General features: G+C 63.6%; 21 protein-coding genes. 7 read left to right on the forward strand and 14 right to left on the reverse strand.

The features are described from left to right. On the forward strand, positions 1-531 hold a 531-nt coding region (locus ACP5H1_RS06125), incomplete at its 5' end, for a hypothetical protein (RefSeq protein WP_427972996.1). Here the strand turns inward: ACP5H1_RS06125 and ACP5H1_RS06130 are convergent. Continuing rightward, entirely contained in the window at positions 528-1,613 is a 1,086-nt protein-coding gene (locus tag ACP5H1_RS06130) for a DUF711 family protein (RefSeq protein WP_427972999.1), read from the reverse strand. The two genes, ACP5H1_RS06125 and ACP5H1_RS06130, sit on opposite strands and share 4 nt — an antisense overlap. Positions 1,614-1,688: 75 nt before the next feature. Between ACP5H1_RS06130 and ACP5H1_RS06135 the strand changes: the two genes are divergently transcribed. Continuing rightward, positions 1,689-3,023: a signal recognition particle protein Srp54 gene (locus tag ACP5H1_RS06135; protein WP_427973073.1), complete on the forward strand. Its 1,335-nt coding sequence runs from the start codon at positions 1,689-1,691 to the stop codon at positions 3,021-3,023. On the opposite strand, the gene ACP5H1_RS06140 is transcribed toward ACP5H1_RS06135, so the two are convergent. Genes ACP5H1_RS06140 through ACP5H1_RS06155 form a run of 4 tightly spaced genes read right to left on the reverse strand, consistent with a single transcriptional unit; the run spans position 2,992 to position 5,633 of the window. Further along, positions 2,992-3,318, reverse strand: a complete 327-nt coding sequence (locus tag ACP5H1_RS06140) for an RNA-binding protein (protein ID WP_427973001.1) — start codon at positions 3,316-3,318, stop codon at positions 2,992-2,994. The genes ACP5H1_RS06135 and ACP5H1_RS06140 overlap by 32 nt on opposite strands. 42 nt (positions 3,319-3,360) lie before the next feature. After that, positions 3,361-3,978 (reverse strand): hypothetical protein, encoded by a 618-nt coding sequence (locus ACP5H1_RS06145; protein WP_427973003.1) that lies wholly within the window; start codon positions 3,976-3,978, stop codon positions 3,361-3,363. Continuing rightward, positions 3,975-4,733, reverse strand: coding sequence for a hypothetical protein (locus ACP5H1_RS06150; protein ID WP_427973006.1), 759 nt, complete (start codon positions 4,731-4,733; stop codon positions 3,975-3,977). The genes ACP5H1_RS06145 and ACP5H1_RS06150 overlap by 4 nt, the downstream gene beginning before the upstream one ends. Next, positions 4,734-5,633, reverse strand: a complete 900-nt coding sequence (locus ACP5H1_RS06155; RefSeq protein WP_427973008.1) for an ABC transporter ATP-binding protein — start codon at positions 5,631-5,633, stop codon at positions 4,734-4,736. It abuts the gene before it with no gap. Between the two features lie 73 nt (positions 5,634-5,706). Between ACP5H1_RS06155 and ACP5H1_RS06160 the strand changes: the two genes are divergently transcribed. Beyond that, a complete protein-coding gene (locus ACP5H1_RS06160) occupies positions 5,707-6,471 on the forward strand; it encodes an SDR family oxidoreductase (protein ID WP_427973011.1) in 765 nt (254 codons plus the stop codon). 95 nt (positions 6,472-6,566) lie between these two features. Continuing rightward, positions 6,567-7,601, forward strand: coding sequence for a DUF1152 domain-containing protein (locus tag ACP5H1_RS06165; protein WP_427973014.1), 1,035 nt, complete (start codon positions 6,567-6,569; stop codon positions 7,599-7,601). On the opposite strand, the gene ACP5H1_RS06170 is transcribed toward ACP5H1_RS06165, so the two are convergent. After that, positions 7,591-7,950: a hypothetical protein gene (locus ACP5H1_RS06170; RefSeq protein WP_427973016.1), complete on the reverse strand. Its 360-nt coding sequence runs from the start codon at positions 7,948-7,950 to the stop codon at positions 7,591-7,593. The two genes, ACP5H1_RS06165 and ACP5H1_RS06170, sit on opposite strands and share 11 nt — an antisense overlap. Before the next feature lie 175 nt (positions 7,951-8,125). Here ACP5H1_RS06170 and ACP5H1_RS06175 point away from each other — a divergent pair, with 175 nt between their 5' ends. Next, positions 8,126-8,296 (forward strand): ribbon-helix-helix protein, CopG family, encoded by a 171-nt coding sequence (locus ACP5H1_RS06175; RefSeq protein ID WP_013267398.1) that lies wholly within the window; start codon positions 8,126-8,128, stop codon positions 8,294-8,296. An 83-nt stretch (positions 8,297-8,379) separates the two neighbouring features. After that, complete coding sequence (locus ACP5H1_RS06180) at positions 8,380-8,895, forward strand: hypothetical protein (protein ID WP_427973020.1); 516 nt, start codon at positions 8,380-8,382, stop codon at positions 8,893-8,895. On the opposite strand, the gene ACP5H1_RS06185 is transcribed toward ACP5H1_RS06180, so the two are convergent. From ACP5H1_RS06185 to ACP5H1_RS06200, 4 genes are read right to left on the reverse strand one after another with little or no spacing between them, the layout of a single operon-like run. Continuing rightward, positions 8,874-9,623, reverse strand: a complete 750-nt coding sequence (locus ACP5H1_RS06185) for a PEP/pyruvate-binding domain-containing protein (protein WP_427973023.1) — start codon at positions 9,621-9,623, stop codon at positions 8,874-8,876. The two genes, ACP5H1_RS06180 and ACP5H1_RS06185, sit on opposite strands and share 22 nt — an antisense overlap. Then, the gene (hisS, locus tag ACP5H1_RS06190) at positions 9,623-10,921 is read right to left on the reverse strand and encodes a histidine--tRNA ligase (protein ID WP_427973026.1); all 1,299 of its coding nucleotides are present in this window, start codon (positions 10,919-10,921) and stop codon (positions 9,623-9,625) included. The genes ACP5H1_RS06185 and hisS overlap by 1 nt, the downstream gene beginning before the upstream one ends. A gap of 34 nt (positions 10,922-10,955) precedes the next feature. Beyond that, positions 10,956-11,726 (reverse strand): CBS domain-containing protein, encoded by a 771-nt coding sequence (locus tag ACP5H1_RS06195; RefSeq protein ID WP_427973028.1) that lies wholly within the window; start codon positions 11,724-11,726, stop codon positions 10,956-10,958. Next, positions 11,723-12,739 carry an alcohol dehydrogenase catalytic domain-containing protein gene (locus tag ACP5H1_RS06200; RefSeq protein ID WP_427973030.1) on the reverse strand — a complete coding sequence of 339 codons (1,017 nt, stop codon included), beginning with the start codon at positions 12,737-12,739 and terminating at the stop codon, positions 11,723-11,725. Before ACP5H1_RS06200 ends, ACP5H1_RS06195 begins: the two co-directional genes overlap by 4 nt. 94 nt (positions 12,740-12,833) lie before the next feature. Here ACP5H1_RS06200 and ACP5H1_RS06205 point away from each other — a divergent pair, with 94 nt between their 5' ends. Then, positions 12,834-14,324, forward strand: coding sequence for a dihydropteroate synthase-like protein (locus tag ACP5H1_RS06205; RefSeq protein ID WP_427973032.1), 1,491 nt, complete (start codon positions 12,834-12,836; stop codon positions 14,322-14,324). Here the strand turns inward: ACP5H1_RS06205 and ACP5H1_RS06210 are convergent. From ACP5H1_RS06210 to ACP5H1_RS06225, 4 genes are all read right to left on the reverse strand, one after another. Further along, positions 14,281-14,979 (reverse strand): hypothetical protein, encoded by a 699-nt coding sequence (locus tag ACP5H1_RS06210; protein ID WP_427973034.1) that lies wholly within the window; start codon positions 14,977-14,979, stop codon positions 14,281-14,283. The two genes, ACP5H1_RS06205 and ACP5H1_RS06210, sit on opposite strands and share 44 nt — an antisense overlap. Positions 14,980-15,346: 367 nt before the next feature. Continuing rightward, complete coding sequence (locus ACP5H1_RS06215) at positions 15,347-15,478, reverse strand: vitamin K epoxide reductase family protein (RefSeq protein ID WP_427973037.1); 132 nt, start codon at positions 15,476-15,478, stop codon at positions 15,347-15,349. Beyond that, a complete protein-coding gene (locus tag ACP5H1_RS06220) occupies positions 15,457-15,756 on the reverse strand; it encodes a hypothetical protein (RefSeq protein WP_427973039.1) in 300 nt (99 codons plus the stop codon). The genes ACP5H1_RS06215 and ACP5H1_RS06220 overlap by 22 nt, the downstream gene beginning before the upstream one ends. A 48-nt stretch (positions 15,757-15,804) precedes the next feature. After that, positions 15,805-16,281 carry an aminoacyl-tRNA deacylase gene (locus ACP5H1_RS06225; protein WP_427973041.1) on the reverse strand — a complete coding sequence of 159 codons (477 nt, stop codon included), beginning with the start codon at positions 16,279-16,281 and terminating at the stop codon, positions 15,805-15,807. Positions 16,282-16,341: the final 60 nt, after the last annotated feature.

The raw sequence follows: 16,341 nt of genomic DNA on the forward strand, positions 1-16,341 counted from the left end.
CACGTGGGGCCACTTGACAAGTGTGAGGGGCCTAGGCTGACCCCTGTAATACCTCAGGCCCTGCAGGGTATTACGGTACTGGGCTTGAGGAGGCCAAGGCTGCCGGGGCTCCCTGTGAGGGAGAACTTGGCCGCTATAGCCATGTTCGCCGCGGCGGTGCTCATAGCCCTGATGTTGGTCAGACTGTCGCCCATAATAGCCTCAAGGATAGGGGCCCCAGGCATAGCGATAACGCAGCAGAGGGTCACGCTGCTCTCCTGCGGCGCCGTGGCCACGCAACAGGGCATGCTACAGGTCTACGCCATAGTCTACAACAACGGCACCTCCGGCGTCGAGGTCTCAGGAGCCTACCTTTATGACAGCGCCGGCTTCGAGGACGCCTCGAACACCACGCAGGTGTACATACCTCCCAGGCACTACGTGCCCATAACCATGTACGTTATGGCGCTTAACCAGTATGAGCCCTACACGGTGACCGTGTTCACGGCGTCAGGCTACCAGGCCAGCTGCCAGTTCACCTACGGCGGCTAGATGGCTATCACCGGCGCGTCGCCGAAGCGGCCCAGGTCAACCCTGTCCCCTGGCTCGGCGCCGTCTACCGGTATGAGTCTCACCCCGAGGGTCCTGCCCTTGGCCCTCGAGTACGAGGCCACGTCAAGTATGAGGCCCGCAACACCCTGCAGGTCCGCCGGGACAGCAACCATGTCCAGGCCCGCCACGCAGGCCCCGCTAAGCATTGCAAGGTACCTGGCGTTCACGTCGCCCTCGCTGGCCCTCGCCTTGAGCTTGGAGTCCTCGCCCACGGGGAGCATGACCTCGTTGAACCCTACTGTCCTGAGCCCCCTGGAGGCCTCGGCTATGGCCTCGTTGACCAGCCTGACGCCGACCACGAAGCCCGGCTTCGGCATCCTGACGCTGGCGACCTCCTCGACAAGACCAAGGGAGGAGTCCTCCATCCACGGGGAGACGCTGAGGTCCACGCCCATGTACTCAGCGCCCAGGCGGCTCGCAACAGCCTTGGCCAGCGACTCGGCCCTGCCGTGGGCCTCGGCTATAGCCTTGACCATGCCCTTAATCCCGCCCGACCTGTATGCAGAGGCTAGGTAAGAGGGGTAGGTGAGGGCTGCCGTGACCCCAACCCTGCCTGGAACTGCTGAGGCCAGCGGGTAGTAGGGCGTGATGAAGTGCCTCTCGCCGGAGACGTTAACCGCCACCCTGGTGGCGAGAACCGGGTCCTCAGAAGCTATTCCCGCTATGAGGGAGGCGGCGGCCCTGGCCTCGCTCCACGAGGGCTCCCTGAGCATCAGGGAGGCGTAGAGGCCCGCCGAGGCCAGCGCCTTCAGGTCCTCCTGGCCGACGCTCAGGTCAAGCTGCCCGACGCTTATTGAGGCCTGGGAGGTCAGGTGCTCAAGCTCCTTGGCCAGGCCGCCCAGCCCGGCGTCCCCCGGGCCGGGTATGGCTACCCTCGCGTACGTGGGCCTGACCCCCAGCTCTGAGGCGGCGGAGTCGACGGCGTCGAGGAGCCTGCTCACTGCGTCCTCGATAGACTCGGCCACCTCGTCGCCCTCCACCGTGCCAAGGTGAAGGGTTACTGCCCTCACCTCGAAGCTCATGGCCCGCACCTGGGCCTCTGGAGGCCTTGAGGTTATTAGCCTCAATCGCTGGGGAAACCAAGGGAAAGGACCTTGGTGCTCGAGGGCCTCAGGGAGGCAGTGAGGAAGTTCCTCGGCGGAGGCTCAACGTACAAGGACTCTGTCGAGGAGTTCATAAGGGACCTGCAGAGGGAGCTCATAAGGGCTGACGTCAACGTCGCCCTCGTAAAGAAGCTCAGCGACACCATAAGGCAGAGGGCCCTCGAGCAGGAGCCGCCGCCGGGCGTGAGCAGGAGGGACTGGTTCCTGAAGATAGTCTATGAGGAGCTTGTCAAGGTGTTCGGGGGTGAGGAGCCCCCGAGCGTGGAGCCGAGGAAGGTGCCCTGGGTCATCCTCCTGGTGGGCGTGCAGGGCTCGGGGAAGACAACTACGGCGGGGAAGCTGGCCAGGTTCTACACCGCCAGGGGCTACAGGGTCGGCCTGGTGGAGACGGACACCTACAGGCCTGGGGCCCTCGAGCAGCTGAGGACCCTGGCCCAGATGTCGGGGGCCCTGTTCTACGGGGAGCCGGCCGGGAGGGCCGAGGAGATAGCCGCCAGGGGGGTCAAGGAGCTCGAGTCGAGGGGGGCCCAGGTGGTCATAGTTGACACGGCCGGGAGGCACGGCTACGGCGATGAGCAGGCGCTCCTTGATGAGATGAGGAGGATCGCGGACGCCGTCAGCCCTGACGAGGTGGCCCTGGTGATCGACGCCGCCATAGGCCAGAGGGCCTTCGACCTGGCCAGGAGGTTCCACGAGGCGACCCCCATCGGCACGATAATAGTGACCAAGCTTGACGGCACGGCCAAGGGCGGAGGGGTGCTCTCGGCCGTGGCGGCCACCGGGGCCAGGGTTAAGTTCGTGGGCACCGGCGAGAAGGTGGACGAGCTTGAGCCCTTCGACCCCCAGGGCTTCGTCTCAAGGATAATGGGCCTCGGCGACGTAAGGTCGCTGCTCGAGAGGGTGAGGGAGGCGGAGGCCGAGGAGAGGGCCGTAAAGGTAGTGGAGGAGGACATAGAGAAGGGCAGGGTCAACATGAGGACCATATACGCCCAGCTCAAGTCAATAAGGAGGCTGGGCCCGCTGAGCAGGGTCCTGGAGATGCTGCCCCTGTCGACGCTCCCGGTCAAGGTTGGCGACGAGCAGGTGAAGCTCGGGGAGGAGAAGATCAACAAGTGGCTTCACATAATAGAGAGCATGACATATGAGGAGCTTGACGACCCTGACATAATAGACAGGTCGAGGATGAGGAGGATAGCCATTGGCAGCGGGACCACTGTGAACGACGTCAAGGAGCTGCTGGCTTACTACAAGTCAGTCAAGGCTGTGGTCAAGAGGCTGAAGAGGGACAGGTCCCTCCTCAGGAGGTTTGGCCTGCAGGCTGGGGACTAGGCTGGGGGCCCTGAGGGGCGAGGGCGACGGTTATCTCAACTGCCGGGAGCCTCACCTTGCCCTTGTCAGTGTCGACCTCCTCGTAGTCAGCCGAGAAGGACTTGACGTAGAGGTTAGCGAAGTACCTGGCCTTCACGGCGCTTATCACGTCAACGGCCTTGCATATGGCCTTCCCCCTCGCCTTAACCTTGACCTCGGCCGAGGGGGAGGAGTTGAAGACCTCTATGAGGGCAAGCATATAATTAACTACGGGCTTCTTGCCTATGAGCACCACGTTCTCCTGGCCCTGCGACATATACTTCGCCTCAAGGCTGGTGGGGGCTTGGCAATAAAAGCGTTAGGCGGCCCTCCTGAGGAGGTCGTAGGCCAGCGAGGCCGCCACGAGGACCGCGGCCCCGGCGACCGCCCCCAGGTTTGAGAGCCTGCCGTAGCCCGTCACCCTGTAGTCAACGCTGACCTCCACGTTTGAGCTGGAGTTGCCCGGCACCGCCACCACCACCAGGTAGCTGGAGCTGTTCACGTCGCCCCTCACGGTGTAGACGCCGTTCACAGGCTTGGAGTACTTCACAGTGTTCTGGAAGGCCTCCTCGACGAATATTGGGTTGCCCTGCAGGCCTGCCACCTCCACTATCACGCCGGCCCTGAAGTCCTCGTCCGTTGACAGCGTGACGACCTTGAGCCCGAGGCCCTTGACCTGGGGCAGGAGGGCTATCGGGTTTGCCTGAAGACTCAGGTAGAGCACCTGGGAGGCCCCTGTGACCCTCACGGTGGCGACGCCCTGGGAGGTCGTCGGCATCACCACTGCAACCGCCGCGCCCACCTGCGACGAGGGCACTGCAGTCGAGTAGGAGGTCCCCAGCTGGACGCCGTAGTAGGTAGCCACCAGGCTTGATATTATCAGCGCGACGCCGACGAAGAACAGCAGCCTTGAAACGGCTGTCCTGAGCCACCTCAAGTCGGCTCGAACCTCCTCTCAAAGTAGTAGAAGTAGAGGCCTAATAGAACAGCGTACGAGAGCGGCACCACCAGGTACTGCCAGGCGCTGACCGCCTGCCCCGTGAGGCCGTAGTAGACGTCGAAGTAGAACCCCATGGAGTTAGAGGCGTTCACGAGCGACTGCATGTTGTCTAGGAGCCCCATCAGGTAGAGCATGCCCGAGAGGGCCACGTAGCCGAAGTAGAAGGATATGCTCGCAATTATCGCTGTGCCCGTGGACCTGAACCTGCTGGACAGCAGGAGGAAGAGGGTGCCGTAGAGCTGGCTCTGCACCAGGTACGAGGCCCACATGGCTGCGTACTGGGCGGGGCCCCTGAGCACCACTGGGTAGAGCATTATGGCGGTCACCACCGCGGGCACCCCGAGGAGCATGGCCGCCGGGAGCAGCGACCTGGTTATGTAGAGCACGGCCGCCACCGCCCTCCTTGAGATGGGGTAGCTCATGTAGACCTGCATTATCCCCCCTTGCACTACGTTGACCAGGTCCGACGAGGACCTTATCGCAATGTATATGGTCGTCACGAAGAGGGCCAGCAACTCGGGGCTGAAGGTGAAGTCCGGCCCGAGGGCCGCCACGGGGCTAGAGGTTGGCTGAAGCACCGAGAGGGCTCCACCCATGGCCGCGACCACGAGGAGCATTATATCGAAGCCCGGCGGCCTGAGGGCGTCCCAGAGGTCCAGGTAGAGCAGCTCAAGGTCCCTCCTTATGGACAATCAGCTCACCTCCCTCAGGAGCTCCTCGAGGCCGGGCTCCACCAGGTCTATGCCGTAGTACCTTATGCCGGAGCCCACGGCGTCAGCCAGCGCAAGAAGGAGGGCCCTCTCGTCGTCAGGACCCCTGAGCCTGACTGTGACCTCCTGCACCCTGGCCTCCGCGCTGAGCCCCCTCTCGCTTAGCGCCTTGGCCAGTGCCTGGGGGTCGGGCGCCCTGACCCTGGCGACCTTTATGGACCCTATTACCTCGTCGGGGGCCCCCTGGGCCACCACCGAGCCCTGCTTTATCACCACTATCCTGTCGACCACCCTCAGCACCTCCGAGAGCACGTGGCTTGAGAGCAGTATCGTCACGCCTTTCTCCTTCTTCAGCCTTGAGAGCGTCTCGAGCACTGACGCCCTCTCAACCGGGTCAAGGTTGCTGGTGGGCTCGTCTGTTACGAGGAACTTGGGCGAGGCTATGAGGGCGTGGGCTATGGCCGCCCTCTGCTTAAGGCCCGCCGAGAGCTGGCCGAAGGGCCTGGACTCGTGGCCCTCGAGGCCTGCCAGCTTAACGGCCTCTCTAACGTCGGACTCGGGCACCCCGTAGATCCTGGCCGCCCTCCTGAGCAGCTCTATGACTGGCATGGTTGCCGGGAGGGAGGGCCTCTCGAATATGACCCCCACGCTCTCCCTCGCTGTGGGGTCAAGGAACGGGTCCCTGCCGAACAGCCTTACGTCGCCGGAGTCCCTCCTCAGCAGGCCCAGGGAGACCCTTATGAGTGTCGTCTTGCCGGCGCCGTTGGGGCCCACGAGGCCCAGGAACTCGCCCTCCCCGACGCTCACCGTGACGCCCCTCAGGGCCTCCCTGTCCCCGAACCTCTTCCGCACGTCCCTTAGCTCCAGCACGGCCTGGCCCAAAGCCTTAGCTCCCAGCCCTAACTGTGGGCGCGGGCTTAATTTTCCTTATAATACAGAGAGGGCCGGGGCGCGGTTGGGCTGCAACGCGATAGTCACGGGGGCCAGCAGGGGCGTAGGCCTCGAGGCGGCCAGGGCCCTGGCCTCGAGGGGGTGCGACGAGCTGCTTGTGGCGAGGGACAGGGCGGGGCTCGAGGAGGCCGCCAGGGAGATCTCGTCGAAGTACGGGGTTAAGGCAATACCGAGGCCCGCAGACATGACGTCAAGGGAGTCCGAGGCCGTAGTTGACGACGCCAGGTCGCTCCTGGGCGACATAGACGTGGCCTTCGTTAGCTACGGCAACCCTCCCTGCGAGCCCTGCGAGCCGGCCGACGCCAGCTGGGACGACTGGCAGTACGCCGCCTCCATGTACCTCGTGTTCCCGGCCAGGCTCATGGGGAGGCTGGCCAGGGTCAACGGGAGGAAGGCCACGGTGATACTGGTCTCCAGCTTCTCGTCCAGGTCACCCATGTGGCCCACAGGGGTGAGCGACGTCGTGAGGGCCGGCCTCCCGGCCATGGCTAAGCTCTTCTCAAGGGCCTACCCGGGGTCGCTCAGGGTCATAGTCCTTGAGCTTGGCAGCTTCAGGACCCCTGGGGCTGACAGGCTCATAGGTGAGCTTGCAAGGAGGGAGGGCGTGAGCGCCGAGGACTACTGGTCCAGGGTCGCCTCCATGTCGCCCCTGAGGAGGCTCGGGAGGCCCGAGGAGCTGAGGGAGCTCATAGCGTGGCTGGCCTTCTCGCCCGAGTACCTCACTGGCACCACGGTGCTCTTCGACGGGGCCACGCTGCAGTCCCTCTAGCCACGATATGGATTCCCGTTACATGAGGAATCCATATCATAGGGCCCTGGTGGAGACTTTTAAGAGCAAGGGCACAGGCCTCGCTGGGGCCTGGGTTGAAGTTCAAGAGCCTCGAGGAGGCCGTGGCCAACAGGAAGGTCCTGGTGCTCGGCATAGGCGGAGGGGGAGACGCCGCCGGGGCCATCTACCTTTACCAGAAGGTCAGGAGGTTCGGCGGAAGGCCAATACTCGGCTCAGTGGTCTGGGAGAGGTACGCCATAGACCCGTACCCGGGGCCCATACCGCTTGAGGCCATGGTTGACGTTGACATACTCGGGGACTCGGCGGCCCTGGTCAGCGGGAGCTCGTACGCAATAAGGTTTGGGAGGCAGGTCAGGCCCCAGATAGTCAGGGCGGCCGAGCTCCTGGGCGAGAAGGCGCTCTTCGTTGACATAAGCAGGGGGAGCGAGGGGGTGAGGAGGGCCCTTGAGGCCGCCAGGGACCAGCTTGGGGTCGAGCTCGTCATAGGGGTTGACGTGGGAGGGGACGTGCTCGCCCTCGGGTGCGAGGAGAACCTCTGGAGCCCCCTGGCGGACTCGGTATCGCTGGCCGGCCTCGGCTCGGCCGGCGTGGACTCGCTCATAGCGGTGCACGGCCCGGGCGCCGACGGGGAGCTCTCCACCGACCAGGTGCTCTCCTACATAGCTGACGTGGCCGCCCAGGGGGGCCTGCTGGGCATATACGGCATAAACGAGGAGGAGGCGGAGCTGCTCGACAGGGCCACTAAGGCCATTGAGACTGAGGCCTCCCTGATGCCCCTGCTGGCCTTCAGGGGAAGGAGGGGGGACCAGAGGATAAGGGGAGGCACGAGGACCGTCAGGCTCTCGCCGGTCCTGGCAACGACCTACGTTATGGACGCGACGACCGTCTACAACAGGAGCCCTCTGGCCAAGGCGGTCTCAGGCACGATGGGCATCTCTCAGGTGAGGCAGGTACTCAACTCCATGTGCGTCTACACCGAGCTTGACCTTGAGTACGACCTCTTCAACATGAGGGGGTCCACAAGCCCCAGGCCCATGAGCCTCGACGACATCAGGAGGGAGGGCATAGGAAGGCTCGTGAGGCAGGGCTGCGGGCCGGTTAAGTGCTGACGCTCTCCTGCTCGACGCCCAGCGCCTTCTTAGCCTTAACCTCACCTATCAGGTCCTCGAGGGCGTCAAGCCTCTGGAGTATGTAGTCGAGCGCCTCCTCCAGCTGCCTGTACCTGCCCTCCATCATGGTCACCTTCAGCTTCAGGTCCCTCTCCACCTTGTCAAGCCTGTTCGAGAGGTTGGCTACCATCACCTCAGAGGCGCCCTCCTGCCTGGCGGCGAGGCCTCCCTGGAGGCCCATCTTTATGTAGAGCTTTATCAGGTCAGTTATCTGTATGCCTATCTCGTCGCTCTTCTCCTTGAGCTGCTTGTACATGGCGTCGCTCAGCGAGAGGTGCACCGTGGGCACTGCTGTCTCCCCGTTGTAAGAGGAGTACTGCAGGAGGCCTAATATACTCTTATGCTACATAGAGTCCTATTGCAGGTTTCCTCTTGTAGTCCGAGAGGGACTTTCAATAAAGCCTCCGGTAGTACTGCAGTAGTACCGGAGCCCTGTTGGAGGGTGAAGATAGGAGGTGGAACGCATGAAGGTGCTCAGCTTCAAGCTCGAGGATGACCTCCTCGAGCTCCTTGAGGAGTACTCAAGGAAGAGGAACATACCAAAGTCCGAGGTCATAAGGAGGGCCCTGAGGCAGTACATAAGCGCGGACAGGGACAGGCCCTACGTGGGTAAGTACATAAAGATCTACACGTGAGCCCTGGGCCCCTTTAATCCTGGCCCCTCCTCCTTGTGATTGAAAGTTAAGAGCTGGGCCCCAGCTAGCTTCCTGGGGAGAAAGTGTCGCTGGAGTACGGCGGCTTCGAAGTCATAGGCGCTGAGGACGTGCACAGGGACATGCTGGAGAGGGCCAAGCAGGTCCAGAGGCCCGACGTGAGCCAGGCCATTAAGGAGAAGCAGGAGGTCATCATGGCCACCAGCAGGTGGTCCCCGAGGGAGGTCAGGGTTGGGTCTGAGATGCCGAAGCTCGAGGCCAGGCTCAGCAGGGCCTCGGCCCTAATAATAGTCATGCCGCCCAGGCACACCATGCTCGCCGTGGAGGCCAGCAGGGAGATGGACTACCTGCTCGAGTGGGCCAAGGGCGCGGAGGGCAAGGCGATATTAGTCTACTACTCGAGGAAGGGCGCCATGACCACCGCCGCCTACCTCTACCTGGGTAACGTGATGGAGGAGGCCGACGTGGGCATACTCTTTGTCAACGGCCCTCCCTCCGAGGTGGCTGAGGTCTTCAGCACCCTCGAGTCCAAGGGGGAGTACACCCCGGCCGAGGGGAGCTACGTTGACATAGACTTCTGATGAGGCAGGGGCCTGGCCCCGAGGGCCCAGGGGCCTGAGCTGTAGGCCCACTCGAGCTCCAGGGGCTCTCCAAGGGCCTCCTCGGCCCTCAGAGCATACGAGGCCACCTCCCTTGCCTCCCCGTCGCTCAGGGACTGCTCCCAGGGGTCGGCCAGGGGGCTTTCCACGACTCCCCTGCCGGGCACGTACCGCCTCGCGTAGGCCTTCCTCATGACTCTCCTCTCCACAAGCCTCAGGGAGAGGTCGAAGGTGAAGCTGTCGTGCGGGGAGCCGACGCTCATGAACTCGTCCCCGAGGCCCGGCACGGCCTCAACTATCAGCCTCCTGGACCAGGTCACGGGGCTCACAGTGTAGGCGGCCCCTGACGCCTTGGGGGAGGCCACCAGGCTCTGGACTATTATCATGCTCCCTGCGGCGGCCTGCGTTATCTCTGCGGCCCTCGCTATGAGCCAGGTTGCCAGGTATGGCACGTCCTCCGGCCCCTCGGCCACCCTGAGGCCTATGGTTGAGAGGGCGAACTCGGCTAACCCCAGCTCGGGCGGGCTTATCCTAACTGCGGCCGGGAAGGAGCAGCCAGAGGAGGAGCAGGCCTCCTCGATAGCCCTCGGGGACGCCTCGCCAGGGCTCATGACGAACCCGGGGGGAACCCTGAGGCCGGCCTCCATGAGGAGCCTGAGCCTGTAGGCCTTGACCCCGCTCGACCTTGTGGCCTCGCTCAGGGGCATCATCAGCTCAGCAGCCCCTCCAGGGCCTGCCTCGCCTCCTCAAGCTTTACTGTGAGCCTCTCGCCCCTGGATGGCGAGTACAGGGTCACCGAGCCTGAGGCCTCCTCCTGGGGGCCGACGAACGCGACGACAGGGACGCCCAGCTTTAGCGCCCTCCTCCTCTGCTCGTCCTGGCCAGACCTGTTCAGGTCGACCCTCACGCTGAATCCCCAGGACCTGAGGACGTCCGCCACCCTCCAGGCGTAGGCGTAGCTCTCGGGCCTCACGTTGACCACCATGACCTGGGTGTAGGTCCTCCTGTCAGCCTTAAAGAGGCCCACCTCCAGGCCGGCGTCTATCAGCCTGTCTATGCCTATGCTGGCGCCAGTTGCGGGGACCTCCCTCTTGGCGAACAGCGATATCAGCCTGTCGTACCTGCCTCCCCCGGCCACGCTGCCTATCCTGGGCCTGTCGAGCACCACCTCAAGTATCGGCCCGGTGTAGTAGTCAAGGCCCCTGACGAGGGACATGCTGAACTCCAGGGCCTGGGGCCTCTTGACAAGCTGGGCCACCTGCCTTAGGTGCTCTACCCCCTTCATGAGCGTGGCGTTGGAGCCGTGCTCCCTGGAGAGCCTGTCCAGCGACTCCGCCACGTCGCCCCTGATGGAGATGACCTCCATAACCTTGGAGGCGGCCGGGGCGCCCAGGAGCCTCTCGAGCTCGGCCCTGACCCCCTCCTCGCCCACCTTGTCAAGCTTGTCTATAACCCTGTAGACCGCCAGCGGGTCCTTAAGGGAGAGCTCCTCCTCGAACACGCCCGCCAGTATCCTCCTGTCGTTTATGAGCACCCTGAAGCCGGAGCCGACCCCGAGCGCGTCCAGGGCGTCAACTATCACGTTTATGATCTCGGCGTCCGCCTCCGGGTAGGGGCTGCCGACCACGTCAACGTCGGCCTGGTAGAACTCCCTGTACCTGCCCCTCTGGGGCTCGTCGTGCCTCCAGACGGGGGCTATCTGGTACCTCTTGAAGGGCATCGGTACCTCGGGGTGGGAGGCTATGTACCTGGCCAGGGGCACGGTGAGGTCGTACCTGAGGGCGTACTCCCTGTCGCTCCAGGGGTCCTTGAACCTCCATATGAGCCTGTTCTCGGCCTCCTCGCCGTACTTGCCCGCCAGCACCTCCCAGCTCTCAACTGCCGGGGTCTCGAGCGGGTCGAAGCCGTACCTCCTGTAGACCGCCTCCACCCTGCCCATGAGCTCCTTCCTTAGTATTGCCAGGTCGGGCGGTATGTCCCTGAAGCCCCTCGGGGGCCTGAGCTCCAAGCGCTTCCCCGGGCGGCGGGGGAGAGGCTATAACTTAAGCCTTAGCCCTGGAGGCCAGCCACCTGGTCAGGCTTATGTCGTCTATGCCCCCGCAGGGCCTGGGGCCGCAGAAGACCACTGCCACGTCTGAGCCAATGGACTCCATAACCTCGGCCGCCTCTCCAACTGTGGCGCCCTCGTCTATGTAGGCGGCTGGCGACATGGGCAGGTCCTCCACCCTGGCCGACATCGCCTGGCCCCCGGCGGAGGCGTAGGCCTGAAGCACGTCCCTCACGGTCACTATTCCCAGGAAGCTTTCACCGTCAACAATTAGGACGCCGCTAGTCCCCCTGGAGCTTATCACCGAGGCGGCCTCCAGCAGCGTGGCCCCGGGGTCGAGCACGGGGTAGTCTGGCACCAGCGCCTCGTGGAGTGAGGCCGACCCGGCGGCGCCGTAGGGCAGGTATGAGACCACGTCGTGCGTCGTCAGTATCCCCTGGGGGGAACCCTCGGGGCCCACGAGCACTGCGGTGACGTCCCTTGAGGCCATTACCTTGGCCGCCTCGATCACGGGCGTGGTAGGCCCCACGTAGACGGGCACGTCAAGGCCGGCCCTGGAGAGGGGCCTCGAGGACGGGTCTGTGCCAGTGGCCAGCATCCTTATCAGGTGGAAGGCGCTGAAGACCCCTATGGCCCTGCCCTCCTCGGTGACGAGGAGCCTCCTGACGTTGTGGGACACCATGTACTCAGCGGCGTCCTTGACGCTGGTCTCCGATGACACGGAGAGCACGGGCCTCGAGGCGACCTCTATGACGTTCTCGCTCACTCCTCGCCCACCAGCATTATCCTTCCGTCCCTCTCCCTGGAGAAGAGGAGCCTTAAAGCGTCCTTGGCCTGCGACATCGGCAGCTTCCTCCACACCTTGACCTTCAGGAGCCTCCTCGAGGCCATGTCTATGAGCTTCGCCATCTCGGCCCTGGTGCCCCCCGTCGTCCCTATGACCCTCACCTCCCTGTTGTAGAGCTCTGGCACCGAGAAGGTCACCGTCTCGCCCCTCAGGGCGCCGAATATGGCCAGCCTCCCCCTCCTGTCAAGGAGCTTCATGCTCACGGGCAGGGTTGGGGTGCCTATGGCGTCTATCACCACGTCAGCCAGCTTGCCGCCGGTCATCTTGACCAGGGCGTCGTAGCTCTGCTCTATCGGGGCCACCGCGTCGGCCCCGAGCTCCAGGGGCCACTTCTTTGTGCTCACCGCCAGGACCCTGGCGCCCATGATCTTCGCCAGCTGGAGGGCGAACTGGCCGGTGTTGCCCGAGGCGCCAACTATTGCCACCACGTCCCCTGGCCCAACGCCGGCCTCGAGAAGGGCGTGGAAGGGGGTCAGGGCCGCCACGGGCAGCGACGCGGCCAGGTCCCAGGGAACGTTGTCGGGCAGCCTGAACAGGTTGGCCTCGTTGACCACCGCCTTCTCGGCGAAGCCCCCGTGGGTTATCATCCCGACTATGCCGCCGAACCTGCAGAGGTGCTCGTGGCCGCCCATGCACATGTCGCACCTGCCGCAGAAGACCCTGGGGTAGACGACCACCCTGTCCCCCGGCCTGAAGTCCTTTACCCCTGGGCCCACCTCCTCCACTACGCCAGCGAACTCTGCCCCGGGGATGTGGGGCATGGGCTCAACCCTCCCCATGCCGCTCACGGCAAAGTAGTCAATTGGGTTGACTCCGGCCTCCACGACCTTCACTACAACCTGGCCGTAGCCAGGCCTTGGGTCGTCTATGTCAACGTAGCTGAGGGAGTCTACGTCGAAGGCCTTCATCAGGTTGGCCTTCAACAGGACCACCGTGGTTATATGTAAGGGAATGTATAAAAGCTTAAGCTTGAGCCTCCCGCCTTAAAAACTAACTATTTAAATTCCTGGATACCGTGTCCAGGTGTTGGGAAGGCGGTTGAAGTTCGGCATCATAACCAGCGGGCCCGCCGAGCCAGTGGTCAGGGAGGTGCTGCAGGAGGGGGGACTTAAGGACTTCGTCGTAGTCGCGCTGCCCGTGCCGGCCATATCGCTGCTGACGACCAGTGCCATAGCGTCGGTGCTCAGCTCCAGGAGGGACCTGCTCTCCGGCCTCTCGGACGTCGACATAGTTGTGCTGCCCGGCACTGTTAGGGGGGACGCCTCCGAGGTCGCCAAGGTCACGGGGAAGCCGGCCTTCAAGGGCCCCAGGAGCCTCGGGGAGCTGCCGGTCACACTGAAGTACGTGAGCCAGGGGGCCAGGCTTGACACCGTTAAGGCCGCTGACGAGGTGCTGGGCTCGCTGACGCCGAGCATAAGCTACGAGGAGGCCTTCAGGATAGGCCAGGTCCCGGTGCCAAGGAGGGGGCCCCCGGTGCTGCTCCTCTCTGAAGTGGACCCCAGGGCCCAGGACTTCGCTGCCACGGCGAGGAGGTACGTCGAGGAGGGGGCCCAGGTCATAATGGTTGGGGCCGAGGACGGCATGAGCCTAGGGGAGCTGCGCCGCAGGGTCAGGGAGGCCAAGGGGCTTGGGCTCCCTGTTATAGCGGAGGCGCCTTCAAGGGCCTACGCGGAGGAGGCCATAGCCGCTGGGGCAGACGGGCTCAGCGTGGCCGACTACCAGGTCCCCGAGGTTGAGGACCTGCTCTCCAGGGACCTGGCGCTCCTGGTGGGCGGCGACAGCCTGGACAGGCTCAGGGACGTTGAGAGGGAGCTGGCCGGGAGGGCGAAGCTCATAGTTGACCCCTCCCTGGCCGTCCCCCCGCTGGGCCTGTCCCAGAGCGTTGAGAGGTACCTCAGGGCCTCCAGGGAGCTCTCGTCACCGCTCCTCTTCTCAGCGGCCAACGTCACGGAGGAGGTGGAGGCCGACACTGCTGGGGTGCACGCCGTCCTGGCCCTTATGGCCGTCGAGGTCAGGGCCTCAGCGTACCTGGTAGTCGAGGAGACCTACAAGTCCGTGCACGGCACCTCGGAGGCCAGGGAGGCCATAAGGCTGGCTGAGAGCGCCTACGCAGCCAGGGCCAGCGAGAGGGGCATGTTCAGCAGGCTCCTGGTGCTGAAGCAGGACTACCCGCCCCCTCCCCAGCCCCAGGAGGAGGTCAGCGCCGAGCACGTCGGCTACGTGGAGCCCCAGGTCTCGGCCGGCGAGTACGTCAGGATATCAGCTGACCCGGCCAGGGGAGTGATGAGGGTCACGCTCTACAGGGACGGCAGGGCCGTCGGGAGCCTCGAGGGGTCCCACGCGCTCAGCCTAGCCAGGGCCCTGGTCAGGAGGTTTAACGTCAGCGCTGAGCACGCGGCCTACATAGGCTACGAGCTCAGCAAGGCCGAGCTCTCGCTTAAGCTGGGAAGGACCTACGTCCAGGACGAGCCGGTCATAGTGACTCCATGGGAGAAAAACGGGAACTCTCACTGCTAAAAAAGCCTAGGAGGTCACTTGCCCTCCTTCTTCCCGGCCCCCTCATCTCGGGTATGGTGTACCTGTTCCAGAATATCTTGTAGAGCCTCAGGTAGTCCGGCAGGTCCCTCAGCCCGGGTATCCAGGGCAGGAACAGCACTATGAGGAAGAACACCGCGGCTATTGACGCGTTGTAGAGCGTGTGCCACCAGGGTATGTGGTCGCCCCAGGCCTCGAGGGCGTCGTAGGGGACCAGCCAGTAGCTGCCTATCTGCCACGGCTCAACGTTGAACTTTATCATTCCCATGAAGTACTCGTGCAGGTGGTACTTGAAGCCCTCTATGGTGTGCAGGAGGCCCGTGTCGGTCATCAGCCTTATCTCATACAGCTGGTCCAGGCTGCTGTGGTCCCAGGTCCCCTGGCTCAGGGCCCCGTCGTAGAGGCCCGACTGGGCCATCAGGGTCAGCTGGGCCGCCACCATCTCTATCGGGTTTGACGTGTTGTGGAGCGCGGCCGTTATGGAGCTGTTGTCGCTGAAGTAGCTGTAGGCGGCGTTGAGCTGCTCGAGCTGCAGTGAGGGCGGCTCGGCCTGGAACTCGGCGAGGTAGTTGGTCCCGCCGGTGGCGTTCATTAGCATCTCGTAGGGCTTCACCACGTAGACCTCCCTAGTGTTCACGTAGGTTATGTTGTCCCGCCTGAACGAGTACGGGTTTATGAAGCCGACTACCGAGAACTTCTGGTAGGTCGCTGTCCCGGAGGTGTAGTTGTACTCCTGCAGCCAAGGGAACTAACGTCTGAAGCCGTGTATGTACGAGTCTTTTTAAGCGTTGGTATTGATTTGACAGATCTTAAAACGTAGACATGCACGTTTATGATATTGGATACCAGATGTAAAGCATTGCTACCAGAAAAGGCAACCGAGGATCGCCCTTAACGCGCTCACGTGACCCTAAAAGCCTAATTTGCCTCGGGGCCAACCATAGCGCGGGATGAGCGGGCCGACATAGGCCGAGGAAACGATGAGGAGGGGTTGATTGGGCGACCTAGAGGAGCTTAGAGCGCTTGAGCTCTGCGGCCGCGACCACCGCGTTGGCTACCAGCATGACGTGCATTGTCGTGCAGTAGACGCAGATGGCGTGTATCCTGAAGAGCTCTAGGTAGACCAGGTACGGCACGAAGGAGACGCCAGGAACCTCCAGGCCGTCTGGGCGACCCTCAGGGCCCTTGGGAGGCCAGCGGCTATCGCTATCGCCGAGAGCAGCAGGTCGGCCGAGAACCACGCGATTGCGAGCTCGTCGAGGCTGAAGCTGTAGACCCTAGAGTAGCCGCTGGAGAGCACGTCGAGGCAGTTTACTGCGACGCCGGAGACCTTGACCGGGTAGGTGCAGGCCAGCGGGGCTGACCTGTGGAGGTAGAAGCTGCCGTAGACCTCCAGGGCCGCCGCCAGGTCCACGGCTGAGTAAGGCCAGCAGGAGGAGGGCCGCTGCCAGGGTCCTTGGCCTCACTGCGAGACGTCCGCGACTATCGGCTTGAGGACCCTTAAAAGGTCTCTTACTGACACGTTGGCCAGGGCGTTCATTGAGCCGCCCCCGGTCCAGACCCTCTCCTTGGAGGCTATGCTCCCGTCCACTATGACCTTCAGGCCCTTTATGCACTCCGAGAGAGGCGTTAGCCCTCCGGGCATCAGGCCGGTGAGCTCCTCTATCTCGTCGGGCGACGCCATCCTTATCTTAGACGCCTTGGTCAGCTCCGAGAGCTTCCTGTAGTCGAGCTTCCTGTCCCCCGGCAGCAGGACCACCATGGGCCTCCCGTCCACTATGAGGAGCAGGGTCTTCACTATGTCGCTCGGCGGCGCCCCCGCGGCCCTGGCCGCGGCCTCGACGGTCTCGACGCTCTCCTCAAACTCAACAATCTTGGCGTCAACGCCGTACCTCCTTATGAAGTCGCTGGGCGAGTCCACGCAGGCCAGGGTGCTCACCGGTGCTTATAGTGGAGCGCGACACTTTTAGCCTAAGCACTCACGGGGGGCGGGGGGCCG

The organism is Acidilobus sp., from assembly GCF_049973875.1.
Taxonomy (GTDB): Archaea; Thermoproteota; Thermoprotei_A; order Sulfolobales; family Acidilobaceae; genus Acidilobus.